The organism is Streptomyces sp. NPDC090032 (genome assembly GCF_044748025.1).
In the GTDB taxonomy this organism is placed as follows: domain Bacteria; phylum Actinomycetota; class Actinomycetes; order Streptomycetales; family Streptomycetaceae; genus Streptomyces.
Genome location: NZ_JBIVFF010000003.1, coordinates 207,763 through 231,432 on the forward strand (window position 1 = coordinate 207,763; position 23,670 = coordinate 231,432).

23 protein-coding genes and 2 riboswitches are annotated in these 23,670 nt (G+C 71.9%); of the genes, 12 read left to right on the plus strand and 11 right to left on the minus strand.

Features of this window, described 5'->3' with window-relative positions; genetic code table 11:
- The first annotated feature begins 3 nt into the window (after positions 1-3).
- From ACIPWY_RS07985 to ACIPWY_RS08025, 9 genes are all read left to right on the plus strand, one after another.
- Complete coding sequence (locus ACIPWY_RS07985) at positions 4-1,068, plus strand: MCE family protein (protein WP_401532665.1); 1,065 nt, start codon at positions 4-6, stop codon at positions 1,066-1,068.
- The gene (locus ACIPWY_RS07990) at positions 1,068-2,069 is read left to right on the plus strand and encodes an MCE family protein (protein WP_362899604.1); all 1,002 of its coding nucleotides are present in this window, start codon (positions 1,068-1,070) and stop codon (positions 2,067-2,069) included. The genes ACIPWY_RS07985 and ACIPWY_RS07990 overlap by 1 nt, the downstream gene beginning before the upstream one ends.
- Positions 2,066-3,223, plus strand: coding sequence for an MCE family protein (locus ACIPWY_RS07995; RefSeq protein WP_401532476.1), 1,158 nt, complete (start codon positions 2,066-2,068; stop codon positions 3,221-3,223). Before ACIPWY_RS07990 ends, ACIPWY_RS07995 begins: the two co-directional genes overlap by 4 nt.
- On the plus strand, positions 3,220-4,449 hold the full coding sequence (locus ACIPWY_RS08000) for an MlaD family protein (RefSeq protein ID WP_401532477.1): 1,230 nt from the start codon (positions 3,220-3,222) through the stop codon (positions 4,447-4,449). Before ACIPWY_RS07995 ends, ACIPWY_RS08000 begins: the two co-directional genes overlap by 4 nt.
- Positions 4,446-4,964: a hypothetical protein gene (locus ACIPWY_RS08005; RefSeq protein WP_393698047.1), complete on the plus strand. Its 519-nt coding sequence runs from the start codon at positions 4,446-4,448 to the stop codon at positions 4,962-4,964. The genes ACIPWY_RS08000 and ACIPWY_RS08005 overlap by 4 nt, the downstream gene beginning before the upstream one ends.
- Positions 4,965-5,164: 200 nt before the next feature.
- Positions 5,165-5,704, plus strand: coding sequence for a hypothetical protein (locus ACIPWY_RS08010; protein ID WP_401532478.1), 540 nt, complete (start codon positions 5,165-5,167; stop codon positions 5,702-5,704).
- A gap of 34 nt (positions 5,705-5,738) precedes the next feature.
- Positions 5,739-6,266, plus strand: a complete 528-nt coding sequence (locus tag ACIPWY_RS08015; protein ID WP_362899614.1) for a nuclear transport factor 2 family protein — start codon at positions 5,739-5,741, stop codon at positions 6,264-6,266.
- 20 nt (positions 6,267-6,286) lie between these two features.
- Positions 6,287-7,123, plus strand: coding sequence for a hypothetical protein (locus ACIPWY_RS08020; protein WP_362899616.1), 837 nt, complete (start codon positions 6,287-6,289; stop codon positions 7,121-7,123).
- A gap of 55 nt (positions 7,124-7,178) precedes the next feature.
- Positions 7,179-8,420: a lytic transglycosylase domain-containing protein gene (locus tag ACIPWY_RS08025; RefSeq protein WP_401532479.1), complete on the plus strand. Its 1,242-nt coding sequence runs from the start codon at positions 7,179-7,181 to the stop codon at positions 8,418-8,420.
- 123 nt (positions 8,421-8,543) lie between these two features.
- Here ACIPWY_RS08025 and ACIPWY_RS08030 read toward each other — a convergent pair whose 3' ends face one another.
- Complete coding sequence (locus ACIPWY_RS08030) at positions 8,544-9,788, minus strand: cytochrome P450 (protein ID WP_362899618.1); 1,245 nt, start codon at positions 9,786-9,788, stop codon at positions 8,544-8,546.
- Between the two features lie 222 nt (positions 9,789-10,010).
- Here ACIPWY_RS08030 and ACIPWY_RS08035 point away from each other — a divergent pair, with 222 nt between their 5' ends.
- Complete coding sequence (locus ACIPWY_RS08035) at positions 10,011-11,180, plus strand: steroid 3-ketoacyl-CoA thiolase (RefSeq protein WP_362899620.1); 1,170 nt, start codon at positions 10,011-10,013, stop codon at positions 11,178-11,180.
- A gap of 97 nt (positions 11,181-11,277) precedes the next feature.
- Here ACIPWY_RS08035 and ACIPWY_RS08040 read toward each other — a convergent pair whose 3' ends face one another.
- From ACIPWY_RS08040 to ACIPWY_RS08080, 9 genes are all read right to left on the minus strand, one after another.
- Complete coding sequence (locus tag ACIPWY_RS08040; RefSeq protein WP_362899622.1) at positions 11,278-11,685, minus strand: transglycosylase SLT domain-containing protein; 408 nt, start codon at positions 11,683-11,685, stop codon at positions 11,278-11,280.
- Positions 11,686-12,014: 329 nt separating this feature from the next.
- Positions 12,015-12,872, minus strand: coding sequence for an ECF transporter S component (locus ACIPWY_RS08045; protein ID WP_401532480.1), 858 nt, complete (start codon positions 12,870-12,872; stop codon positions 12,015-12,017).
- Entirely contained in the window at positions 12,869-14,560 is a 1,692-nt protein-coding gene (locus ACIPWY_RS08050) for an ABC transporter ATP-binding protein (protein WP_401532481.1), read from the minus strand. The genes ACIPWY_RS08045 and ACIPWY_RS08050 overlap by 4 nt, the downstream gene beginning before the upstream one ends.
- A complete protein-coding gene (locus tag ACIPWY_RS08055; protein WP_362899628.1) occupies positions 14,557-15,759 on the minus strand; it encodes an energy-coupling factor transporter transmembrane component T in 1,203 nt (400 codons plus the stop codon). The genes ACIPWY_RS08050 and ACIPWY_RS08055 overlap by 4 nt, the downstream gene beginning before the upstream one ends.
- Positions 15,760-15,826: 67 nt before the next feature.
- Positions 15,827-16,525, minus strand: a complete 699-nt coding sequence (locus ACIPWY_RS08060) for an SCO2322 family protein (protein WP_401532482.1) — start codon at positions 16,523-16,525, stop codon at positions 15,827-15,829.
- Entirely contained in the window at positions 16,522-17,754 is a 1,233-nt protein-coding gene (locus ACIPWY_RS08065) for a prenyltransferase/squalene oxidase repeat-containing protein (RefSeq protein ID WP_362899632.1), read from the minus strand. Before ACIPWY_RS08065 ends, ACIPWY_RS08060 begins: the two co-directional genes overlap by 4 nt.
- Positions 17,755-17,892: 138 nt before the next feature.
- Positions 17,893-17,964: riboswitch (cobalamin riboswitch) on the minus strand.
- A gap of 117 nt (positions 17,965-18,081) precedes the next feature.
- Positions 18,082-19,278, minus strand: a complete 1,197-nt coding sequence (locus ACIPWY_RS08070) for an SPFH domain-containing protein (protein ID WP_362899634.1) — start codon at positions 19,276-19,278, stop codon at positions 18,082-18,084.
- Positions 19,279-19,290: 12 nt separating this feature from the next.
- Positions 19,291-19,554 carry a hypothetical protein gene (locus ACIPWY_RS08075; RefSeq protein ID WP_362899636.1) on the minus strand — a complete coding sequence of 88 codons (264 nt, stop codon included), beginning with the start codon at positions 19,552-19,554 and terminating at the stop codon, positions 19,291-19,293.
- 155 nt (positions 19,555-19,709) lie between these two features.
- A complete protein-coding gene (locus ACIPWY_RS08080; RefSeq protein ID WP_393698064.1) occupies positions 19,710-20,747 on the minus strand; it encodes an MBL fold metallo-hydrolase in 1,038 nt (345 codons plus the stop codon).
- A gap of 191 nt (positions 20,748-20,938) precedes the next feature.
- Here ACIPWY_RS08080 and ACIPWY_RS08085 point away from each other — a divergent pair, with 191 nt between their 5' ends.
- Together ACIPWY_RS08085 and ACIPWY_RS08090 are read left to right on the plus strand one after the other, a co-directional pair.
- Complete coding sequence (locus ACIPWY_RS08085; RefSeq protein WP_401532483.1) at positions 20,939-22,420, plus strand: aldehyde dehydrogenase; 1,482 nt, start codon at positions 20,939-20,941, stop codon at positions 22,418-22,420.
- Entirely contained in the window at positions 22,420-22,653 is a 234-nt protein-coding gene (locus ACIPWY_RS08090; protein ID WP_362899640.1) for a ferredoxin, read from the plus strand. The genes ACIPWY_RS08085 and ACIPWY_RS08090 overlap by 1 nt, the downstream gene beginning before the upstream one ends.
- 60 nt (positions 22,654-22,713) lie before the next feature.
- Positions 22,714-22,890: riboswitch (TPP riboswitch) on the plus strand.
- Positions 22,891-22,995: 105 nt separating this feature from the next.
- Here the strand turns inward: ACIPWY_RS08090 and ACIPWY_RS08095 are convergent.
- The gene (locus tag ACIPWY_RS08095) at positions 22,996-23,616 is read right to left on the minus strand and encodes a TetR family transcriptional regulator (RefSeq protein ID WP_362899642.1); all 621 of its coding nucleotides are present in this window, start codon (positions 23,614-23,616) and stop codon (positions 22,996-22,998) included.
- Positions 23,617-23,670: the final 54 nt, after the last annotated feature.

The window sequence follows — 23,670 nt, forward strand, 5'->3', positions numbered from 1 at the left end:
CGGATGCCGGCGAAGGTCAGGTGGCCCTCGGTGAAACCGATCCAGGAGCGCAACCCCGTAGCCGTGGCCGTGGTCGGCCTCCTGTTGCTCGCCCTCCTCGCGCTCGCCGCGTTCAACGTGAGCAGCCTGCCCGTCATCGGCGGCGGCACCGCCTACTCCGCCGACTTCAGCGAAGCCGCCGGCCTCGGCGACGGCGACGAGGTGCGCATCGCGGGGGTCAAGGTCGGCGAGGTCACCGGCGTCGCCCTCGACGGGAACAAGGTGAAGGTCACCTTCGACATCCAGGACAAGGGCACCTGGATCGGCGACCGCACCACCGCCGCCATCGCCATCAAAACCCTGCTCGGTGAGAAGTACGTCGCCCTCGACCCGGTCGGCTCGGCCCGCCAGGACCCGGGCTCCCGCATCCCGCTCTCCCGCACCACATCCCCGTACGACGTCACGCAGGCATTCCAGGACCTCAGCGGCACCATCGACGAGATCGACACGAAGCAGCTCGCCACGAGCTTCGAGACGATCTCCGACACGTTCAAGGACTCGCCGCCGGATGTGCGGGCGGCGGTCAAGGGCCTGTCCGCACTGTCCAGGACCGTGTCGTCGAGGGACACGCAGCTCGCCGAACTCCTCGCGGGCAGCAAGAAGCTGACGAAGACACTCAAGACGAAGAAGTCCAGCTTCGAGACGCTCATCGACGACGGCGGCTCCCTGCTCGGCGAGCTGCGCAGACGGCGAGCCGCCATCAAGGCGCTGCTCAGCGGCAGTTCGGCACTCGGTAAGGAACTCGGCGGACTCGTCACCGACAACGAGAAACAACTCGGACCGACCTTGAAGGCCCTCGGCCGGGTGACGGACGTCCTGGCGAAGAACCAGGGCAAGCTCGACAAGACCCTCGCCCTCGTCGGCCCCTACTACCGGCTCATCGGCAACACCCTCGGCAACGGCCGCTGGTTCGACAGCTATCTCTGCGGCGTCGTGCCACGCAACTACCTGCCCGAGGACTCCCTGCCGGCGACCTCCTGCATGCCGCCGAAGAACGGAAAGTACGACGTCAAGGGTGGTGGCCAGTGATGAGTACGCGCCGCAGACTGCTCGTCGGGACACTCGCGCTCGCCGTGCTCCTGGCCGCCGGGATCGTCGGCGTACGGGCCACGGGGCCGGGCGGCACCCGGATCACCGCCTACTTCGAGCGGGCCGTCGGCATCTACGTCGGCTCCGACCTGCGGATCCTGGGCGTACGCGTCGGACGGGTCGCCTCCGTGGATCCCGAGGGCACCCAGGTGCGGGTCACGCTCGACATCGACGACGGGGTGAAGGTACCGGCCGGGGCGCGGGCCGTGGCGGTCGCGCCCAGCGTCGTCGCCGACCGGTACGTGCAGCTCACGCCCGCCTACACCACGGGCCCCGCGCTGCGCGACGGCGCGAAGCTGCCCGCGTCCCGCAACCGCACCCCCGTCGAGATCGACCAGCTCTACGACAGCGTCACCGAGCTGAGCAAGGCGCTCGGCCCCGGCGGCGCGAACGCCCAGGGCGCCCTCTCCGGACTGCTCGACACCGGCGCCAAGAACCTCAAGGGCAACGGGGCGGCGATGGGCGACAGCATCGAACAGTTCGGCAAGGCCGCCAAGACGCTCAACGGCAGCAGCGACGACCTGTTCACGACGCTCAGCCAACTCCAGACGTTCACCACGATGCTGAAGGAGAAGGACGGCGGCGTGCGCACCGCACAGGAGAACCTCGACGACGTCACGAACTACTTCGCCGACAACAAGGACGACCTCGCCGCCGCGCTCAAGGAACTCGGCAAGGCACTCGGCCAGGTGAAGGCGTTCATCAAGGACAACCGGGGCGAGCTGAAGAAGAACGTCGAGCGGCTCGTGCCGATCACCCAGACGCTCGTCGACCAGCGCGCGTCGCTCGCCGAGGCCCTCGACGTCGCGCCACTGGCCGCCGGGAACGTGGTGAACGCGTACAACCCGCGCACCCGCACCCTGGACGGGCGCGCGAACCTGAACGAGCTGAGCATGGGCGGGCCCCTGCTGCCGCTGCCCGTCGTAGGGGGCGACCGGTGACCGCCGTCCGGCGCCGGAAGGCGGCCACCGGAGCCGGGATCGGCTGCGTCCTGGCGGTCGTGGTCGCCTTCTGCCTGACCCTCGGCGTGATATCCGTCCCCACCCCGTCCTTCGGCGGCATCGAGGACCTGCCGCTGCCCGGCGGCGCCGACCTCGGCCCCCATCCCTACACGATCACCGCCGACATGAAGGACGTGCTCAGCCTCGTCCCGCAGTCCGCGGTCAAGGTGAACGACGTCGCTGTGGGGCGCGTCACCGACATCCGCCTGGCAAGCGGCGGCAGTTGGGCCGCGCGCGTCACCCTGCGCATCAACGGCGACGTCGAGCTGCCCGCCGGCACAGGTGCCCGCCTGGAACAGTCCAGCCTGCTCGGCGAGAAGTACGTGCAGCTCGTCACGCCGAGGAACGGCACCGGGTCCCTGCACGCCGGCGACCGCATCCCCCTGTCACGCACCGGCCGCAACACCGAGGTCGAGGAGGTCTTCGGCGCCCTGTCGCTGCTTCTCAACGGCGGCGGCGTCAACCAGCTCAAGACGATCACCACCGAGCTCAACTCGGCGCTCGGCGGCCGGGAACCGGAAGTCCGCTCGACGCTGCGCCGCGTCAACACCCTCGTCACGAACCTCGACGACCACCGCGGCGACATCACCGCGGCGCTCGACGGCGTCAACCAGCTGTCGGCGACACTCGCGCACCGCAAGGAGGATGTCGGGACCGTGCTGACGAAGCTCTCACCCGGGCTCAAGACCCTCAAGAAGCAACGGGGTTCGCTGGTGACCATGCTGCGCTCCCTCGACCGCCTCAAGGGAGTCGCCGTCGACACCATCGACGCGGGCAAGGCCGACATGGTCGCCGACCTCAAGGCCATCGCGCCCACCCTCAAGGCGCTGGCCGACGCCGGCAAGGACCTGCCGGACTCCCTCCAGGTCCTGCTCACCTATCCGTTCACGGACGAGGTGCTGCGCGGCGTCAAGGGCGACTACCTCAATGCGTATCTGGACGTGACGGCCGTGCCGGGCACCCAGCTGATCCCACCGTTGGCCGGGGAGGACCCGTCCCCGTCCCCGTCCCCCTCGACGACAGCGCAGTCCTCCTCCTCGCGGAAGTCGCCGCTGCCGCTGCCCTCCGTGACGCCGGGGGGTGGTGGCCGGTGATCACCCTCGCGGTCCGCCTCAAGAACCTTGCGTTCCTCGTCGTCGCCGTCCTCGTCCTCGGCTACCTCGGCATTCGATACGCCGATCTGGGCGGCTACGTCGGAGCCGCCGACTACTACACGGTGAAGGTACAACTGCCGCGCACCGGAGGCCTGTTCACACATTCCGACGTCACCTATCGCGGCGTGTCGGTGGGCAGGGTCGGACCGATCGGGCTCACTCCCGACGGGGTGCAGGCCGAACTGCGCATCAAGAAGTCCGCGCCGCGCATCCCCGATGACGCCAAGGCAGTCGTGGCGAGTCTGTCGGCCGTCGGCGAGCAGTACATCGACCTGCGCCCCGGCCGTACGGACGGCCCCTATCTCGCGGACGGGGCCCGGATCGCCCCGGTCGCGACGAGCGTGCCGCGTCCGGTGACGGACGTCCTGTCGAGCGTGGACGACCTGACGGCATCCGTGCCGCTCGACTCGCTGCGCACCGTCGTCGACGAGTTCGGCAAGGCCTTCGAAGGACGCGGCGACGACCTCCAGATCCTCATGGACAACGGCTCCGACTTCGTCCGGGCCGCCGACCGCGCCCTGCCGCAGACCACGAAACTCATGGCCGACGGTGAGGTCGTGCTGCGCACCCAGGCCGAAGAGGGCCGGGCCATACGGGACTTCGCGTCCGGCGCGAAGGACCTCGCGGCCACGCTCAAGGGCTCCGACGCCGACCTGCGCCGCCTCATCATGGCCGCGCCGGAGGCCGCCACCCAGCTCAGCGCACTCCTACGTGACCTGGACCCGGACATCGGTGTCGTCCTGGCCAACCTCCTCACCACCTCGGAGGTCGCCGTCACCCGGCAGCACGGCACCGAGGAACTCCTTGTGAAGCTGCCCGCGGCCGTCGCGGCGGGCGCATCGGCCGTCGACGGAAAGAAGGTCAACCTCGGCATGGCGGTCACCTTCTTCAACCCCCTGCCCTGCACGGCCGGTTACTCCGGTACGCGCTACCGTCTCGGCACGGACCTGAGCACGGCGCCGACGCTCAACAAAGGCGCGCGCTGCACGTCACCCCCGTCGAGCGGGATCGGCGTACGCGGCTCGGCGAACGCGCCGGACGGCGGAGGCGTCCCGAAGCCGGCCCGGCCCGGGGCCCTGTCCCTGCCCTCGGTGGACGACGCAGCGGACCGCACGTCACCCGGCATGGCGGACCTGCTCGCCCTCACGCCCGGGAGTGGCGCGTGAGGGCGTGGGGGCGTGGCCTGCGACGATTCCTCGCGGGGGCGGGACTCGTCACGGCCCTCGCGCTGTGCGGGACGGGCGCCTGGTCGTACGCGCAGGCACGGGACGACGACGACCTCGCATACGCCCGCTCGCGCGACGCGGCCCTGGCCGATGGGCGCGCGGCCGTGGTGACGCTGACGACCCTGGACGCGTCGACGAAGACGCGCGCCCGCTCGGGCATCACCACCTGGAAGACGGTCACGACGGGCCCGCTCCGCACACAGCTCGGCCGTCTGACACCGGCTGCCGGGGCGTCCTCGCGGGGCGTGGTCACGGACGCGGCGATCACGGCGCTCGACGACCGCGCGGGCACCGCGAAGCTCATCGCCACGGTCCGGGTGGAGACCATGCCGAAGAACGCCAAGTCCCCGTCGGCGGACCGCAAGCGCCTGGAGGCGCTCCTCGCGCGCTCCTCGGACGGCGCCTGGCGCGTGAAGGCGCTGAACGCGGTACCGGTGACGGAGGTGTCCGGATGATGTGGGAGGGGGTCGGACGCGTGGTGCGGGTAGGGGCGGAGGGGGACGAACTGCGTGCGACCGGACCGGAGCTCGAGCCCGGGAGCGGGCCTGCGTCGACGGACCTTGATCCGGCCCCGGCGCCCGACGCCGCTCCGGGGACCAATGCCGACGCGGAGACCAGTTCCGACGCCGCTGCGGGAACCGATATCGACGCTCATGTGGAGACCGGTACCGACGCCCAGCAGCCCGGCGTCCGGCCCCGCAGCCGGTTCCTCCTCGGCACCACTGTCCTCTCCGTCCTGCTCGCCCTCGTCGGTGGCGTATTCCTCTACCAGGCCCACGAGTTGAGGAGCGCGCCCGCCGCGGCCAACCGCGCGCTCACCGACGCCGAGGCGACCACTCGGGTCGGCGGGGACGTCGGCAGCGCGCTCGCCAAGGTCTTCTCGTACGCGCCCGGCGGCACCGACGCCACCGAGCGCTCCGCGCGTGAAGTGCTCTCGGGCCGCGCCGCGCACCAGTACGAACAGCTCTTCGCCCAGGTCAAGGACAACGTCCGCACCCAACGTGTCACCCTCACCACGCAGGCCGTACGGATCGGCACCGTCAGCCTGCGCGGGGACACCGCGCATCTGCTCATCTTCCTCGACCAGACTGCCCGGCGCGACGGGGGCAAGCCCACGACGTCCGCGGCCCAGCTCTCCGTGACCGCCCGGCTGCGGGGCGACGTATGGCTGATCGTCGACATCAAGGCCCGTTGAGCCCTCGCCCCCCGACCCGAAGAAGGGACCGCGCATGACCCGGTTCACCCAGCCCCTGCTCGTCTCGGCGCTCGCCCTCGCCCTTGTCGCGGGCGGTGTCGCCGCATGGGCCGGCTGGTCCTGGTACGGGGCGGCGCACGACGACTCCGCCGCGTACTCCGCCTCCCGCGACGACGTCCTGGAAGCGGGCGAGCAGGCTGTGCAGAACCTCAACACGCTGGACCATCGCCGCCTCGGCAGCGGACTCGACCTGTGGGAGTCCTCGACCACCGGCGACCTGCACAGCCAACTGGTCAAGGGCCGCGACGAGTTCGCAGCACAGGTGAAGACCGCGAAGACCGTCAGCACGGCCAAGGTGCTGTCCGGGGCGGTGACAGAGCTCGACCAACGGGCGGGCCGCGCCCGCGTGATGGTCGCCCTGCGCGTCACCGTCCGGGCCTCGGGCCAGAAGGCGACCGACAAGGACAGCCGCATGCTCGGCGAACTCATCCGGACCGGCGGCCACTGGAAGCTCAGCGCCCTCGGCCAGGCGCCGGTCGGCGACACCGCGACGACGGACTGACCAGGGGAGAGGCCCACCAGATGTCGACCACGCGCCACCACCTCAACCGCCAGCGCCGCCTGGCGACGAAGCCGTTCCGGCCGGAACGGGACCGGTCCGCCTCCCCGGCGTCGACGCCCGTGCGGACCGACGCCGATACGACCACCGCGGCCACCGCCGTCCCGAAGGCGCCCCCCGCCCCGAAGAACGTGATCCCGCTCGTCCGGCCCCGCACCCGCCCTAAGAACGCGGCCGTGGACCCCTCGCCGCACTCCCGCCCGAAGGCCACGGCGGCGGACTCCCCGCGCCGCCCCCGCCCCAAGCGCCCCACCACCGATCACCCACTCCGTCGTCCCCGTCGCCCCGCTCCCCTGCTCCTCGTCCTGTGCGCTCTCACCCTCCTCCTCGGTGCCTTCGCCGGCTGGGCGTACGCCGAGGCGCGCGGGCTGCGGGACGACGAGGCGAGCCGCAACACCGCGCTCACCGACCCGGCCCGCACCAGCGAGGTCAAGGGGCAGGCGGCCGAAGCGGTGAACGCCCTGTTCTCGTACGACCACGCCAACCCGGGCGCCGAGGAGAAGGCCGTTGCCACCCTCCTCACCGGCAAGGCCGTCGAACAGCACCGCGGACTGCTCGCCCCCGTGCTCGCGCAGGCGAAGAAGCAGAAGACGGTCGTGACCACCACCGTCACGGACAGCGCCGTCGAGCGCATCGACGGCAACCGTGCCCGCGTCCTCGTCTTCGCCGACCAGAGCAGTACGAGTACCGCGGCGAAGGCGAAGGACGCCGCGAGCTACGCGGGCGCGATGCTCGCAGTCGACCTCGTGCTCCGGGACGGCCGCTGGCTGGTCTCGGCCATCGACACCTTCGGTAGCTAGACCGCAGGCCGCTGAGGGCACGTTCCGCCACCACGTGAGACAAGGAGTCCGACCCGTGAACCCCGTGAACCCCGTGAAGCGCGGACCGCACCTCCTCGCCCGCCTGCGCCCCCGCGACGCCCGCACCCGGCGCGGGCTGCGCGGCACCGCCGTAGCGGCTGCGGCGGTGGCCCTGCTCACGGCGTCCCAAGCGCCCGGAATCGTCGAGGAGTTGGGCGGCGGGAAAGGCGGAGACAGCGCGGAGCGCCCCGCGTCGGCCGAGGCGCCGCTGCCGTACGTGAACTCGCAGGGCGACGACTCGTTCCACACCGAACTGCCGCCCCTGAACAGCCCGGACGCGCCCACGCACGTCTACCCGCCCGCCCAGATCCGCGCCCAGTCCGGCATCCCGGCGACCGTCCTGGCCGCGTACCGCAGGGCCGAGTCGGCGGTCGCCCGGACCGACGCGGGCTGCCGGCTGCCCTGGGAGCTGCTCGCCGCCATCGGCAAGGTCGAGTCGGGCCAGGCCCGGGGCGGCGCCGTCGACGCGCACGGCACGACCCTCGGCCGCATCACCGGACCCGCCCTCGACGGGCGGGGGTTCGCCCTGATCAGGGACTCGGACGGCGGGGCGTGGGACGGGGACACGGTCTACGACCGGGCGGTCGGCCCGATGCAGTTCCTGCCGGGGACCTGGCGGCGCTGGGGCGCCGACGGCAACGGCGACGGGGACAGGAACCCCAACAACATCTTCGACGCGGCCCTGGCGGCGGGCCACTACCTGTGCGCCGGAAACCGTGACGTCAGCCGTACGGCCGGCCTCGAACGCGCCGTCCTGAGCTACAACTACTCGCGGGACTATCTCCAACTGGTCCTGTACTGGATGGAGTTCTACCGCGAGGGCGTGCACACCGTGCCCGACGGCAAGGGCGTGATCCCGAGTAGCCCCGGCGCGGGCGGAGACACCCCGGCGACCAGTCCGGTCGGCGGCGGCAAAGACCCCGGCAACGGCGGCGGGATCGTCATCGGGCCCGATCCGACCCCGTCCGGGCCCTCGGACGGGGGCAGCCCGGACCCCAGCCCCGGTCCGGACCCGAGCGGTGACCCCACGGACCCGCCGACGCAGTCACCGGACCCGAGCGCGCCCCCGTCGTCGCAGGACCCGGGCACCCCGACCGACCCCGGCAGCCCCACCCCGCCGACGGACTGCCCCACCGGCACGACGTCCCCGTCCCCGTCGCCCGACCCGGCCGAGACCCCGTCGCCGTCCCCGTCACCCAGCCCCTCACCGTCGGAGTGCCCGGAACCGGGCGCGTAGCGCGGCGCGGGTGTGTGGGTGTGAGGGGGACAGGCGGACCGGGGGCAGGTAGACAGGGAGGCAGGGGCGTGGCGTGGAGAGATGGGCCCCTGCCTCCCTGGGCCGGCGTGCGGCCGCCGTCGGTCAGCCGGTGCTGACCTGGAGTTCCTTGACGCCGTTGAGCCAGGCCGAGCGGAGCCTGCGCGGGTCGCCGGTCAGGCGCAGGTCGGGCATGGCGTCGGCCACTGCGTTGAAGATGAGGTTGATCTCGAGCGTGGCCAGCGACTTGCCGAGGCAGAAGTGCGGGCCTCCGCCGCCGAATCCGAGGTGCGGGTTCGGGTCGCGGGTGATGTCGAACGCGTCGGGGCGGTCGAAGACCTCGGGGTCGTGGTTGGCCGACGAGTAGAAGATGCCGACCCGGTCGCCCTTCTTGATCTGCGCGCCGCCGAGTTCGGTGTCCTGGGTCGCGGTGCGCTGGAAGGAGACCACGGGGGTCGCCCAGCGGACGATCTCCTCCGCCGTCGTCTCCGGGCGCTCCCGCTTGAACAGCTCCCACTGGTCGGGGTGGGTGAGGAAGGCGTGCATGCCGTGCGTGATGGCGTTGCGCGTCGTCTCGTTGCCGGCCACGGCGAGCAGGATCACGAAGAAGCCGAACTCGTCCGAGGAGAGGTTGCCCTCGTCCTCCGCCGCCACCAGCTGGCTCACGATGTCCTTGGCCGGGCACTCCTTGCGGGCGGCGGCCAGGTTCATCGCGTAGCTGACGATCTCCATGGCGGCCTCGGCGCCGACCTCCTCGGTGATCGCGTACTCCGGGTCGTCGTACGCGGCCATCTTGTTGGACCAGTCGAAGATCTTGGTGCGGTCGTCCTGGGGGACGCCGATCAGCTCGGCTATGGCCTGGAGCGGGAGTTCGACGGCGACGTTCGTGACGAAGTCGAAGGAGCCGTCGGGCGCGGCGTTCGCGAGCGCCGTCCCGACGATGGAGCCCGCACGGTTGCGCAGGGCGTCCTCCAGCGAGCGGATGGCGCGGGGGGTGAAGCCGCGCTGGACGATCTGCCGCACCCGGGTGTGCTCCGGCGGGTCCATGTTGAGCATGATCAGCTTCTGGACCTCGATCTGGTCGCGGCTGATCGACTCGTTGAAGCGGATGACGGCGGTGTTGAGGTTCGAGGAGAACAACTCCGGGCGCGTGGAGACGTACTTGACGTCCGCGTGCCGGGTCACGGCCCAGTAGCCCGAGTCGCCGAAGCCGGATATGCCGGTCGGCTGGGTGATCCACCGGACCGGTTCCGTCTGCCGGAGCTGGGCGAACTCGGGGAAGGGGACACGGTGTTGGAGGAGGTCGGGGTCGGTGAAGTCAAACCCTTCGGGCAGCGCTGGGCACGGCATGGGCAACTCCCGGTGACGGTCTGACGGGGCGTCAGCTTGTCGGCACCGTAGTAACGGGTTCTACAAGTGGCAAGACCCGTGGTACGCCCGATTACGCGCGCGGTACGTGCACGACCCTTGCGTACCGGGAGTAGCACCGTCGAGACTGCACAGAGAACTGGTACGCGTTCTAGTTCTTACGTCTTCTGGTTCGGTCCGGGAATGTGTGGAGAGGACGAGCTCATGGCCGCGGAACCCGTCATCGTCGAAGCCGTACGTACGCCCATCGGCAGGCGCGGAGGCGCGCTCGCCAACCTTCATCCCGCGTATCTCCTCGGCGAGACGTACCGGGAACTGCTCGGCAGGACCGGCATCAACGCCGACTGCGTCGAGCAGATCGTGGGTGGCACGGTGACCCACGCCGGCGAACAGTCCATGAATCCGGCGCGCACGGCGTGGCTCACCATGGGCCTGCCCTACGAGACGGCGGCGACGACCGTCGACTGTCAGTGCGGCTCCTCGCAGCAGGCCTCGCACATGACCGCCAACATGATCGCCGCCGGTGTCATCGACATCGGCATCAGCTGCGGGGTCGAGGCGATGTCGCGGGTGCCGCTCGGCTCCGGCTCCAAGCACGGGCCCGGCAAGCCGTTCCCCGAGGAGTGGAACGTCGACCTGCCCAACCAGTTCGAGGCCGCCGAGCGCATCGCGCGCCACCGTGGGCTGACCCGCGAGAACGTCGACTCGCTCGGGCTCATCTCGCAGGAGCGCGCGGCGATCGCGTGGGCCGAGGAGCGCTTCAAGCGCGAGACGTTCGCCGTGCAGGTGCCCACGAACGAGGACGAGCAGGCCGCCGGGCAGGGCATGTGGCGGCTCGTGGACCGGGACGAGGGCCTGCGTGACACGACCATGGAGGGCCTCGCCGGGCTCAAGCCGGTCATGCCGACCGCCGTACACACCGCGGGCAACTCCTCGCAGATATCCGACGGCGCCTCGGCGATCATGTGGGCGTCCAAGCGGATGGCGCGCGCCCTGAAGCTCAGGCCGCGCGCCCGGATCGTCGCCCAGGCTCTCGTCGGCGCCGACCCGCACTTCCACCTGGACGGCCCGATCGACGCCACGCGCGCCGTGCTCGGCAAGGCGGGCATGTCGCTGAAGGACATCGACGTCGTCGAGATCAACGAGGCGTTCGCGTCCGTCGTGCTCAGCTGGGCCCAGGTCTTCGAGCAGGACCTGGAGAAGGTCAACGTGAACGGCGGGGCCATCGCCCTCGGCCACCCCGTCGGCGCGACCGGCGCCCGGCTCATCACCACCGCCCTGCACGAACTGGAGCGCCAGGACAAGGAGTTCGCGCTGATCACGATGTGCGCGGGCGGCGGGCTGGCGACGGGCACCATCATCCAGCGGCTGTAGGTCTTGTCGCGGGTGGTCCGGAACGCACGACGAAGGCGGCACCCTCCCGCGGGGGGAGGGTGCCGCCTTCTCAGGTCGGACTGCGGGCCGGCCGGGCTCAGTACGAGCCGGCGGACTGCCAGTGGGACCAGGCGCCACAAGGGCTGCCGTAGCGCTCGTTCATGTAGGAGAGGCCCCACTCGATCTGGGTCTCGGGGTTGGTCTTCCAGTCGCCGCCGGCCGAGGCCATCTTGCCGGCGGGCAGGGCCTGGACCAGGCCGTAGGCGCCGGACGACGCGTTCGTCGCGTTGACGTTCCAGCCGCTCTCGTGGGACACGATCTTGTCGAAGCAGGCGAACTGCTCAGCGCTCATCTTCTGCTGGGCGATCGCCTTCGGCGAAGAGGCGTCCGCGGCGTTCGACGCCGGGGCGGCGGCCATCACCATGCCGGCCGTGGCGGCGGCCAGGGCGATTCCGGCGAGGGCCTTCTTCGGAGCGGCGACGCGGCGGAGGATGGTGGCGGACAAAGCGTGAACCTTCCGTGGGGGACAGGGGCCGCTTCGTACGCCCTGCGGCGTACGGAGGCGCCGGGGCCCCGGCGGGGGCTGTCGGCGCCTTGCGACTCCTCCAGAGGAACAGGCCCGGTTCGCGGTGGCAATCACCCCTTTTACTAGTTGAGGTCGCAGGTGGTTGAAATGTCCCCTATGTGACCTGGCTCTCATTGTGCAGGTCAGGGGGCATTTTGGTGGAGACGCGTCAAGCGATCGGACCTACGGCCGCGCCTCGTAGGTGACATGGCTCATGTGGGGTGCTTCACGGCGCGGGCACGTTTCGGTGACCCGGCGCGCGTGAAGGGCTACGGCTCAGTGCCCTCGAATGTGACCGGGGCCTCGAACGCGGCGCGGCGCGTGGCCCGCCGCAGCGCCCTCAGGAGCGCCGGGCCGACGGTGACGGTGAGGACGACGGTCAGGGCCGCCCGGCCCAGGTCCCAGCCCAGCGACGTGGCCAGGCAGTAGGCGAGGAAGCGGACCAGGTTCTCGTGCAGCGGGGCACCCGCCTGGAAGGCGACGCTCGACGACAGCGAGTCCAGGAACGGCCAGCCGGCCAGGTTCATGACGGTGCCGTACGCGAACGCGGCCAGGAACCCGTACGCCGCCAGCATCAGTACCTCGGCGCGGCCCCTCAGCCGGTCAGGGCCGGGGAGCAGTCCCGCGCCCATCGTGAACCAGCCCATCGACAGCATCTGGAACGGCATCCACGGACCGACCCCGCCGGTGAGCAGCGCGGACGCGAACATGGTCACGGACCCGAGCACGAACCCGAAGCCCGGCCCGAGCACCCGCCCGCTCAGCACCATCAGGAAGAACATCGGCTCGATCCCCGCGGTACCGGCCCCGATCGGCCGCAGCGCCGCGCCCGTCGCGGCAAGCACCCCGAGCATCGCCACCGCCTTGGGCCCGATCCCGCCGTCCGACACGGCGGCCGCCACCACGCCCACCAGCAGGACGAGCAGCCCCGCGAACAGCCAGGGGGCGTCCTGCGCATGTGCGCTGACCTGCGACGAAGGGCCCGCGAGCAGTGGCCACCCGAAGGCCGCCACCCCCACGGCGCTGACGAGGAGCAGGGCCACTACGGAGCGGGGGCCGAGGCGTACGGCGCGGGCCTGGCGGTCGGGGCGCCCGGTCCCGGGTGCGGTCCTGGGTGCGGTCTTCATGCCCTTTCCTCCGGCCCGCCCGCGGATTCCAGGGCCTCGCGGACCTGGGCGACCGTGAGCCACTTCCCCGGGGCCAGGACCTTGGCGACCTGGGGGGAGAAGGCGGGGGAGGCCACGACGACCTCGGGGGTGGGGCCGTTCGCCACGATCTCGCCGTCGGCGAGGACGGCGACGCGGTGGGACAGCTCGGCGGCCAGTTCCACGTCGTGCGTGGCCAGGACGACGGCGTGCCCCCCGGCCGCGAGGCCGCGCAGGATCGTGACCAGGCGGGCCTTCGCCGCGTAGTCGAGGCCGCGCGTCGGCTCGTCGAGCAGGAGCAGCGGAGGGCGGGCCGTCAGCACGATCGCCAGGGCGAGGGTGAGGCGCTGGCCCTCCGAGAGGTCACGGGGGTGGGTGTCGTCCGCGATGCCGGGCAACAGCCGCGTGACCAGGGCGCGGCAGGTGCCCGGATCCGTGCCCGCGTCGTGGTCGGCGGCCGCGCACTCGGCGGCCACCGTGTCCGCGTACAGGAGGTCGCGCGGTTCCTGCGGGACCAGGCCGACGCGGCGGATCAGCTCGCGCGGGCCCGTGCGGTGCGGGACCACGCCGCCCACCAGGGCCGTCCCGGACGACGGGCGGACCAGGCCGACCAGGGTGGACAGGAGGGTGGACTTGCCGGCGCCGTTGCGGCCCATCAGGGCGACGATCTCGCCGGGCCCGACCGAGAGGTCGACGTGGCGCAGCGCCTCGACGCGCCCCCGCCGCACCGCGAGCCCCGCGACCTCGGCGACGGCGGCCACCTCGGGCCGCTTGCGGCTGCGGCGCAGCGGGGACCGGCGGGAGTCGGGGGAGGCGGTGACCCGCGGCTGCTCACGAGGCTCGCGCGGCTCATGTCCGGCCAGGCGCTCCCGCAGCTCCCCGGAACCGCGCCGCGCGTCCCGCACCGTCAGCGGCAGCGGTGACCAGCCCGCGAGGCGGCCCAGGTCCACGACCGGCGGGAACACCGGGGATACGGCCATGATCTCGGCGGGCGCGCCGAGCAGCAGGGGCTCGCCGGGTCCTGCGAGGAGCGCGACCTGGTCCGCGTACTGCACGACCCGCTCAAGCCGGTGCTCGGCCATCAGGACCGTCGTGCCGAGGTCGTGCACGAGGCGCTGCAGCACCGCGAGGACCTCCTCCGCGGCGGCCGGGTCGAGCGCGGACGTCGGCTCGTCGAGGACCAGGACCCGCGGGTGCGGGGTGAGGACGGAGCCGATGGCGACGCGTTGCTGCTGCCCGCCGGACAGCGTCGCGATGGGACGGTCGCGCAGATCCGCGAGGCCCAGCAGGTCGAGGGTCTCCTCGACGCGGCGCCGCATCACGTCGGGCGCGAGCCCGAGCGACTCCATGCCGTACGCGAGCTCGTCCTCGACCGTGTCGGTGACGAAGTGGGAGAGCGGGTCCTGCCCCACCGTGCCCACCACGTCGGCGAGTTCGCGCGGCTTGTGCGTACGGGTGTCGCGCCCCGCCACCGTGACGCGCCCGCTCAGCGTGCCCCCGGTGAAGTGCGGCACGAGCCCGCTCACGGCACCGAGCAGCGTCGACTTGCCGACACCCGAAGGGCCCACCAGTAGCACCAACTCGCCCTCGGGAACGTCGAGTTGAATGTCACGGACCGTGGGTGTCGCGGCCCCGTCGTACGTCACCGAGACGTCCTCGAACCGGATCATGAAGCCTCCTTCGAGGGTGTTTCGGCGAGCGGCGGCGCGGGCGCCACGAACGCGGGGAGCAGTCCGAGCAGCACCCCGGCCGCGGGCCACAGCGGCAGCGCCGGCGCGGTCAGCGGCACGACGCCGGGCGCCAGGGCCGAGGGATCGTAGGAACCGGCCCGGATCAGCACGGCGGCGACGGCCGCCCCCGACGCGGCGACGAGCCACGCCCGCACGCCCCACACGTCGGGCCGGTACCGGGTGCGGACCGAGCGGCGCCCGCCCAGCCAGAGCCCGCCGAGCGCGGCCGCCACCCCGGCGAGCAGCACGGGCAGCCCGTACCGCGCGCCGTCCGCGGTCAGCAGCCCGTACGTGCCGGCGCACACCCCGACCAGGCCGCCCAGCGTCAGCACCGCGGTGGCCCGGCGCACGGCGGCCGGGACCTCGGCGGTGCGCCCGTACCCGCGCGCGTCCATCGCGGCGGCCAGCGCCACCGACCGCTCCAGCGCGCCCTCAAGAACCGGCAGGCCGACCTGCGCCAGGCCCCGCAGCCCCTTGTCGGGCCGGCCGCGCAGCCGGCGCGCGGCGCGCAGCCGCCGCACATCGGCGATCAGGTTCGGCGCGAACGTCATCGCGACGACGACGGCGACCCCGGCCTCGTACAGCGCGCCCGGCAGGGACTTGAGGAGGCGGGCCGGGCTCGCGAGGGCGTTCGCCGCGCCCACACAGATCAGCAGCGCGGCCAGCTTGAGGCCGTCGTACAGCGCGAACACCAGGCCCTCGACCGTGACCCGGCCCCCGATCCGCACCCCCTGCGCCCAGTCGGGCAGCGGTACTTCGGGAAGCGTGACGAGCAGATGCGTGCCGGGGATCGGCGACCCCAGGAACACCGCGAACACCAGCCGGATCCCGATCACCGCGAGCCCCAGCTTCACGAACGCCCCGTACGAGCGCGCCCACGGCGCCGACGTGCGCCGCGCGGCCACCACGTACCCGGCCACCCCGATGAGCAGCGCGAGCAGCAGCGGATTCGTCGTCCGGGACGCCGCGGTGCCGAGCCCGAGCGCCCAGAGCCACCAGGCACCGGGGTGCAGCGCGTTCGAGCGGTGGGCCCGGGGAGCGGCGAGGGGACGAGGACGCGCGGACGGCCCCGCCCCCGGGTCACGCGCGAGGCGCGTACGCGGGGCGGGGTGCGGTGAACCTGCGCCGGTGCTGCTCATCGAATCGCCGTATCCGTGTCCGTGTCAGGTGCCTGTGTCCGCCGTGCGTGCGTCAGCCGCGCCTGCCTCAGCCGCGCCGGCGGCGGGCCTGCCAGGCAGCGGCCGCGCCGAGCACGACGACGGCGGCGCCGCCCGCGATCAGGCCGACGGAGGGGCCACCACCGCTGTCGGACGCCGCGTTCTCGGACCTGTCCGTCCTCGCTCCGTCCGAAGTCCCCTTGGAGGAGGACCCGTTGGAGGAGGCCCCCTTGGAGGAGGACACCTGCTCGCCGCAGCCCGTCTTCGGGAAGCCGGCGATGGAACACAGCAGCGCCTGGTCGTTGTAGCGCAGCGGCTTCGCGACGGCGGCGAGCGCCTCCGCGCTGGTCGCGTCGTCCGTGACGCGCGCGCACGCCGTACGCGGCTTCGGCGGCGTCTCACCGGACGGCGCGTCCTGCGCCGTACCGAAGTCGACGACGAGGGCCACCCGCTTCTCGCCGCCCTTCGCCGCAGTAGCCGCGCAGATGGAGTCGAAGGAAGCCGCACCGCGCGGCTTCGCCGAGTCCTGCGAGTCCTCGCTCACGGAGAACCGGAATCCCTGCACATCGCCGTCCGACGGGCGGGCCGTCGACGGCCCCTGCGACGCGTACACCCAGGCCGAACCGTCGCGGTCCCAGAACGACCAGTAGCGGTAGCCGGTGGCCTGCGCCTGGCCCGCCCCCGCGACGAGCGCGCACAGCACGCCCGATATGAGAACGGCCAGGCTTCGGCGGCGGTAGGTGGTCACAGCTGCTGCTTCTTGCGGCCGCTGAACAGGAAGCCGATGCCGATACCGGCGACGGCCGCGACGGCGACGACGTACCAGACGCTGATGCCGCCGTCGTCCTTCTTCTCGTCCTTCTTCTCGTCGGCCGTGGCGGCCTTCGTGGAGGACGGCGCGGGGCCCGTCGCGTTCAGGGCCTTGACCAGGTCCGTGCCGCCGAAGTCACGCGGGTCGTTGCCCGTCGCGTGCGCGGCGAAGATCAGCTGGGCGTAGGCGGCCGGACCGGACCGCTCGGCCCAGTCCCCGGCGTTCTTCTCCAGCCAGGCGTACGGGTCCTTCGTGTACTTGACGCCCTCGGCGGCCGCGATCGAGGTGACCGCGTCGGCGGTGTTGCCGTAGTCGGGCTGCGACTCGGTGCTGCCCGGGGTGACGGCCTTCAGGTACAGGCGGGTGCTGAGCTGGCCCTGGAGGTGGACGGCGGCGTTGTGCGCGAGGTCCCCGGCCGCGTTGCCGTCCTTGCAGACGTAACTGTCCGGGGCCTTGCCCTTGCCGGGCGCCATGCCGGTCCCGAGCGCGCCGAGCACGCCCGCCGCGGTGGCGTCCGCGTTGGCGGCGAGCTTGCCCTTCTTGTCGGGCTGATAGGCGAGCGCGCCGCCGTCCTTGCCGTCCGAGCAGGGGAGCGCGAGCGCGGCCAAGGCGTCCTGGCCGGTTTTGCCGCGGCCCGACTTCACGTCGGCGGGCTTCTCACCGGCGGCGACGAGTGCGCCGATCACGACAGAGGTCGAGTTGGCGTCGCTGTCCATGCCGACGTTGTAGCCCCAGCCGCCGTCGCCGTTCTGCGCCTTCTTCAGCCAGTCCACGCCGCGAGTGACCTCGCCCTCACGGCCGCCGACCGCGACGAGGGCCTGCACCGCGGCGGCCGTGCTGTTGCTGTCGACGGGCGTCTTCTTGTCGCACTCCTTGCCCGGCTCGGCGCGGAAGGCGGCGAACCCGCCGTTCGTGCACTGCTGCCCGGTCAGCCAGTCCACGGCCTTGTCGGCGGGCTTCACACCGACGGTGTCCTGCGCGACCAGCGCGACCGACTGCCGCCAGACACCGTCGTACGTGGGGTCGGTCTTCCCGTAGAGCCCGGAGGGGATGGCCACCGAGGGGGACGCGGAGGGCGCGGAGGCGTCCGCGAGGGCGGCCGGGGCGGTGGCCATGCCGATGACGGCGGTGGCCGCCACGAGCGCGGCGCTGCGGCGAATGTTCATGGTGGGGCGGGTGCCTCTCCCTGCGGGGAGCCGGGCGGCACGGCACACGCGGGCACCGGGCGGCTCCGGCTCCGTATGCCTCGACGGTGCCGGCCACCGGCGGCTGCCGGTGACACGAGCCGGTCACGCGCCGCAACGGGGCAGTCCGGCTCACCACACCTACGTGGTTCACGGTTGCGGGGTCAGCGCCGGATTCGCACCGGCTTCCCCCCGTGCGCGCATGATGACGACCCGCCCACTGTACCGGCCCGTAGGGGGCCTCCCCCGGGGCACCCGAAAGGGCCGGGGCGGATCTGATCCGCCCCGGCCCGATCCGGACGGGAGTGCCTAGCGGATGTCGACCGGCCCGTCGTCGCCCGAGCGCTTCGGGTCGTCCCCGCCGTCCGCGGACCCCAGGTACCGCTGGATCTCCAGCTCGCCGCCGCTCTTCTTCGCGTCGCCGTCCGGCCCGCCCAGGTTGCGGCGGACGGAGTCGAGGATGGTCAGACCCTGGCCGACGAGTCCGGCCGCGATCTCACCGAGGCCGTCCGCGCCGTTGAGCACGTTCACGTTGGCGCCCTTGAGGCCGCCGGCCGCCTCCTTCACGATCTGCGGCAGCTGGTCGATGAGCATCCGGTCGAGCGCGACCCGGTCGTACGACGCCGCCGCGGCGGCCTGGATCTTCATGCGCTCGGCCTCGGCGATGGCCATCACGCGGATCCGCTCGGCGTCCGCCTCCGCGGGCTTCACGACCTCGGCCACCAGCTGCTGCTGGCGCAGTTCGGCGGCCCGCTCGGCCAGCTCGGTGCGCGCCGCGAGGACCTCCTGCTCGGCGTGCGCCTGCGCCAGCGGCCCGGCCTGGGCGGCCGCCGCCTGCGCGCGGTCCACCTCGGCCTTGTACTCGGCCTGGACGACGGCGGTCTGCCGGGCGTACTCGGCCTGGTTGCGCTGGGCCTCCTGCTCCGCCTGGGTCGAGGCCTGGGTGGCCTGCGCCTGGGCGATCTGGGCCTGCCGCTGGATGGCCGCCTTGTGCGGGGCGGACATCGCGTCGATGTAGCCGGTGTTGCCGTCGTCGATGGACTGGATCTGGAGCGAGTCCACGATCAGCCCGATCTTCGCCATCTCGGCCTTCGAGGTGTCGAGGACCTCGGCGGCGAGCTTCTGCCGCTCCGTGACGATCTCCTCGACCGTCATCGAGCCGATGATGGAGCGCAGGTGACCGGCGAAGATCCGGCCGGTCAGGACCGACATCTGGTCCTGGTCGGACAGGAAGCGCTGGCCGGCGTTGACGATGGACTCCGTGTCGTTGCCGACCTTGAACGCGATGACGGCGCGCACGGTCAGGGCGATGCCCTGCCGGGTCACACACTTCTCGACGACCTCGGCCTCGGACATGGCCAAGGACAGGAAGCGGGTCTTGCGGAAGATAGGCAGGACGAATTTTCCGTGGCCCGTCACGACCCGGAACGGCGCTCCCCCAAGTCCCCGCCTGCCACCCGAGATCAGCATCGCCTCATCGGGAGCGGGAACGCGATATCCGAACATCCTTCAGTCTCCTTAGCGGGCGTCACCCGTGTCGCCGGAGCCGTCGGCCCAGTCGTCGAGCGACGGATCGCTCCAGGCCATGACGACGACCTGGCGGGTGCCGCGGGACTCGATCACCAGGACGGTCGCCCCGCGCTCCAGAGGTTCGTCGGACCACGCGAGAAACGTCTCGCTGCCGCCCCGCACCCGCACCAGTGCCTCGCCCGGGCCCTCGGCTCCGCGCGTGGCGATGACCAGCTTCCCCGTACAGCCGACCACGGCCTCGTCCGGCGCCATCGGTGGCCGCCCCCTTGTCGGTCCAGTTCTGAGATGCCAGACATTACGCCTGTTGGCACCCGCCGACCATGCGGCGGAAGGCCCGCCGGGCAGGCTGTTTCGTACGCCCGGTAAAGATCGCGCAACGCCGGTAAAGCGAAGGTCAAGAGCGTAGGTCAGACCGGTGCATACGCCACCGGGTCGCTCCCGGCGACCGCCTCCGCGCGGCCCAGTTTCACCAGTCGGCGCAGATGGGCCTCGGCCTCCGAGACCGCGATGGTGCGCGACCCGTAGGGGATCTGTTCCCAGGGCCGGTTCCACTCCATCCGCTCGGCGAGCTGCCAGGGGGTGAGCGGGGTGGCGAGCAGGGTGAGCAGGCCGGTGAGGCGCTCCTCGTGGTGGTCGAGCAGCTCCCGTACGCGGCCGGGGGCGTCGGTGAACGTGTGCTGGTGGGCCGGGAGCACCTCGGCGGGGGCCAGGCGGCCGACGCGTTCCAGCGAGTCCAGGTAGTCGCCGAGCGGGTCGGTGACGGTGGCGTCGTCGGGGTCCTCGTAGAGGCCGATGTGCGGGGTGATGCCGGGGAGCAGATGGTCGCCGGAGAAGAGGCGGCCGTTGCCCGCGAGGCCGGCCGGGTGGTCCTCCTCCAGGTGCAGGCAGACATGGCCCGGGGTGTGCCCCGGCGTCCAGATCGCGCGCAGGCGGCGGCCCGGCAGGTCGAGCAGGTCGCCGGGGGTGATGGTGCGGTCGGGGAGCGCGGGGGCGAGACCCGGGAGCGTGCGGGCCCGGCCCGAGTCGCGGGCGGCGATCAGTGGCGCCATGTGCTCCTCGGGGGCGCCGGCCGCGGCGAGCTTGGCGGCCATGAACGCGTACCAGCGCTCCGGCGGGTTCTCCCGGGTGCGGCGCACCACGGAGACGTCCGCCTCGTGCATGGCGATCCAGGCACCGGACGCCTCGCGCACCTTGGCCGACAGGCCGTGGTGGTCGGGGTGGTGATGGGTGATCAGGACTCCCGTCACCTCACCGACGCTCGTGCCGCAGGCGACGAGGCCCTCGGTGAGCGCGTCCCACGACTCCGGGTCGTCCCAGCCGGTGTCGATGAGGACGGGGCCACGGTCGGTGTCGAGGAGGTGGACCAGGGTGAAGCCGAGCGGGTTGTCGGGGATCGGCACCCGAAGGGACCGGACGCCTCCTCCGTGGTCGGTCACCTGCGTCATCGGGTCCCACCTCTCGTACGACGACCGCGAACTCCCGTCACTGTAATAGAACTTGTTCCAATGGTCGCCCGGGCCGACTTGTTGTCCGACGGTCGCCGTGCCGATCCGTGGACTCCTGGAACTGGAACTGGTATCAGTTTCCAAAGGTTCTGATGCAGTGTCAGAAAACGTCCCGCGAGAGGCGGTCGGTCATGACCGGGCATGGGGAACGGCTTGAGCACGAGTTCGTGGAACACGGACAGCTCTACATCGGCGGGGAGTTGACGCAGCCGTCCGGCACGGACGTCATCGAGGTGATCTCCCCGCACACCGGCGAGGTCTTCGGGCGCGTGCCGCACGCCGCGCCCGCCGATGTCGACCGGGCGGTCGCCGCCGCCCGCAGGGCGTTCGACGAGGGACCCTGGCCGCGGCTCCCGCTCGACGAGCGGATCGCGGTGGTCACGCGCATCAAGGACGCGATCGCCGTACGGCACGAGGAGATCGCCCGCCTCATCTCCTCGGAGAACGGCTCCCCGTACTCGTGGAGCGTCCTCGCGCAGGCCCTCGGCGCGATGATGGTGTGGGACTCCGCGATCACCGTCGCGAAGAACTTCACGTACGAGGAGACGCGCGACGGCGCGCTCGGGAAGATCCTCGTGCGGCGTGAGCCGGTCGGCGTCGTGGCGGCCGTCGTCCCGTGGAACGTCCCGCAGTTCGTGGCCGCGGCCAAGCTCGCGCCCGCGCTGCTCGCCGGCTGCACCGTGGTCCTCAAGCCGTCGCCGGAGTCGCCGCTCGACGCGTATCTGCTCGGCGAGATCGCGACGGAGGCGGGCCTGCCGGAGGGCGTCCTGTCCATCCTTCCCGCCGACCGCGAGGTCAGCGAGTACCTCGTCGGGCACCCCGGCGTCGACAAGGTCTCCTTCACCGGATCCGTGGCCGCGGGCCGGCGCGTCATGGAGGTCGCCTCCCGCAACCTCACCCACGTCACCCTCGAACTCGGCGGCAAGTCCGCGGCCGTCGTCCTGCCGGACGCGGACCTCGCGACGACCGTCCCCGGCATCGTCCAGTCCGCCTGGATGAACAACGGCCAGGCCTGCGTCGCCCAGACCCGCATCCTCCTGCCCCGCTCCCGCTACGACGAGTTCGCCGATGCCCTCACCGAGGCGGCGGCCGCGCTCGTCGTCGGCGACCCGCTCGATCCGGCGACCCAGGTCGGGCCGCTGGTCGCCGAGCGCCAGCAGCGCCGCTCCCTCGACTACATCCGCATCGGCCAGGAGGAGGGCGCCAAGATCCTCACCGGCGGCGGCCGTCCGGCCGGGCTCGAACGGGGCTGGTACGTCGAGCCGACCCTCTTCGGAGACGTCGACAACTCGATGCGCGTCGCCCGCGAGGAGATCTTCGGCCCGGTCATCTGCCTGCTCCCGTACGGCGACGAGGCCGAGGCGGTGAAGATCGCCAACGACTCCGACTACGGGCTCAGCGGCAGTGTGTGGACGGCCGACGTCGCGCACGGCATCGACGTCGCGCGACAGGTGCGCACCGGCACGTACAGCGTGAACACCTTCAGCCTCGACATGCTCGGCCCCTTCGGCGGCTACAAGAACTCCGGTCTGGGCCGGGAGTTCGGGCCCGAGGGGTACAGCGCCTTCCTGGAGCACAAGATGATCCACCTGCCGGCCGGCTGGGAGGCGTGATGGGGGACCGCTGGCACGTCGAGGTCGACCGGGGCGTCTGCATCGGCTCGGCCCAGTGTGTTCACCACGCTCCGGACGCCTTCCGTCTCGACTCCGGCAGGCAGTCCCGGCCGGTCGAGGCGGAGGCCGACGCCAACGAGAAGATCCTGGCGGCGGCGGAGGGCTGCCCCGTGGAAGCCGTCATGATCACGCTACTGGGCAGCGGGGAGTCGGTCTTTCCGCCAGAGGATTGAAAAAAGTCCCCTTTGGTGGGTTGCATCACGACATGTGCGGTCTATTCTGGTATTGGCCTATGAGGCGAGTGAGGGAGTCCCACCGGAGTAGCCGACTGTGGCGCGATGCAAACGGCATCCGCCGTGGCCGACGTCGACGGTAGGGCTGAGAGGCCGGAAGGCAGTAGCAGAGCCGGACGGCGACCCCTAACACCTGATCCGGACCATGCCGGCGCAGGGAACCCGTCTCGTAGGTTTTTTCTCTGCCCCGGGATGTTCCCTGGCCTCCGGGTCTGTCCTGGGCCCCGGCGCCGCTCGCGGCACGGGGTCCAGGGTTCCCGGCCGTGAACCGCGCCGGTGCGCCTACTTCTTGGCGTCCGGCGTCGTGAGGTCGATCAGCCGGCACACCGTCTCGATGTCTATCTTCACCTGCGCGATCGAGGCGCGCCCCGACAGCCAGGTGATGAGCGCCGAGTGCCAGGTGTGCTCGATGACGCGGACCGCGGAGAGCTGCTGGGGGGTCGGGTCGTCCAGCTCCATCGCGTCCAGGATGATCGCCGTCGTCTGCCGGGAGACCTGGTCGACCTCGGGGCTCACGCTGCGGTCGGCGAAGGTCAGGGCGCGCACCATCGCATCCGCCAGGTGCGGCTCGCGCTGGAGCGCGCGGAAGGCCCGCATCAGGGTCTCCGCGACCCGCTCCGAGGGCAGGTCGGACGAGGGCGGGCGCTTGCGGACCGTGGAGTGCATGTGCTGGAGCTGGTCCTGCATCGTCGCCACGAGGAGATGCACCTTGGACGGGAAGTACCGGTACAGCGTGCCGAGCGCGACGTGCGAGGACTCGGCGACCTCGCGCATCTGCACCGCGTCGAACCCGCCGCGGCTGGCCAGCTGGGCACTCGCGTGCAGGATGCGGCGGCGGCGCGCCTCCTGGCGCTCGGTGAGGGGCGGCGACGCCGGATGTGCTGTCTTCGCTTCCGCTGTCATGTGTCCCGTTCCGTGGCTGTCAAGCCGTAATCCGGTGCTTTCGAGAGGCTCATC

Coding starts and splice junctions, on each gene's coding strand:
- ACIPWY_RS07985 (WP_401532665.1), top strand. CDS start 4: ATGCCGGCGAAGGTCAGGTGGCCCTCGGTGAAACCGATCCAGGAGCGC.
- ACIPWY_RS07990 (WP_362899604.1), top strand. CDS start 1,068: ATGAGTACGCGCCGCAGACTGCTCGTCGGGACACTCGCGCTCGCCGTG.
- ACIPWY_RS08015 (WP_362899614.1), top strand. CDS start 5,739: ATGACCCGGTTCACCCAGCCCCTGCTCGTCTCGGCGCTCGCCCTCGCC.
- ACIPWY_RS08020 (WP_362899616.1), top strand. CDS start 6,287: ATGTCGACCACGCGCCACCACCTCAACCGCCAGCGCCGCCTGGCGACG.
- ACIPWY_RS08030 (WP_362899618.1), bottom strand. CDS start 9,788: ATGCCGTGCCCAGCGCTGCCCGAAGGGTTTGACTTCACCGACCCCGAC.
- ACIPWY_RS08035 (WP_362899620.1), top strand. CDS start 10,011: ATGGCCGCGGAACCCGTCATCGTCGAAGCCGTACGTACGCCCATCGGC.
- ACIPWY_RS08045 (WP_401532480.1), bottom strand. CDS start 12,872: ATGAAGACCGCACCCAGGACCGCACCCGGGACCGGGCGCCCCGACCGC.
- ACIPWY_RS08050 (WP_401532481.1), bottom strand. CDS start 14,560: ATGATCCGGTTCGAGGACGTCTCGGTGACGTACGACGGGGCCGCGACA.
- ACIPWY_RS08055 (WP_362899628.1), bottom strand. CDS start 15,759: ATGAGCAGCACCGGCGCAGGTTCACCGCACCCCGCCCCGCGTACGCGC.
- ACIPWY_RS08065 (WP_362899632.1), bottom strand. CDS start 17,754: ATGAACATTCGCCGCAGCGCCGCGCTCGTGGCGGCCACCGCCGTCATC.
- ACIPWY_RS08070 (WP_362899634.1), bottom strand. CDS start 19,278: ATGTTCGGATATCGCGTTCCCGCTCCCGATGAGGCGATGCTGATCTCG.
- ACIPWY_RS08075 (WP_362899636.1), bottom strand. CDS start 19,554: ATGGCGCCGGACGAGGCCGTGGTCGGCTGTACGGGGAAGCTGGTCATC.
- ACIPWY_RS08080 (WP_393698064.1), bottom strand. CDS start 20,747: ATGACGCAGGTGACCGACCACGGAGGAGGCGTCCGGTCCCTTCGGGTG.
- ACIPWY_RS08085 (WP_401532483.1), top strand. CDS start 20,939: ATGACCGGGCATGGGGAACGGCTTGAGCACGAGTTCGTGGAACACGGA.
- ACIPWY_RS08090 (WP_362899640.1), top strand. CDS start 22,420: ATGGGGGACCGCTGGCACGTCGAGGTCGACCGGGGCGTCTGCATCGGC.
- ACIPWY_RS08095 (WP_362899642.1), bottom strand. CDS start 23,616: ATGACAGCGGAAGCGAAGACAGCACATCCGGCGTCGCCGCCCCTCACC.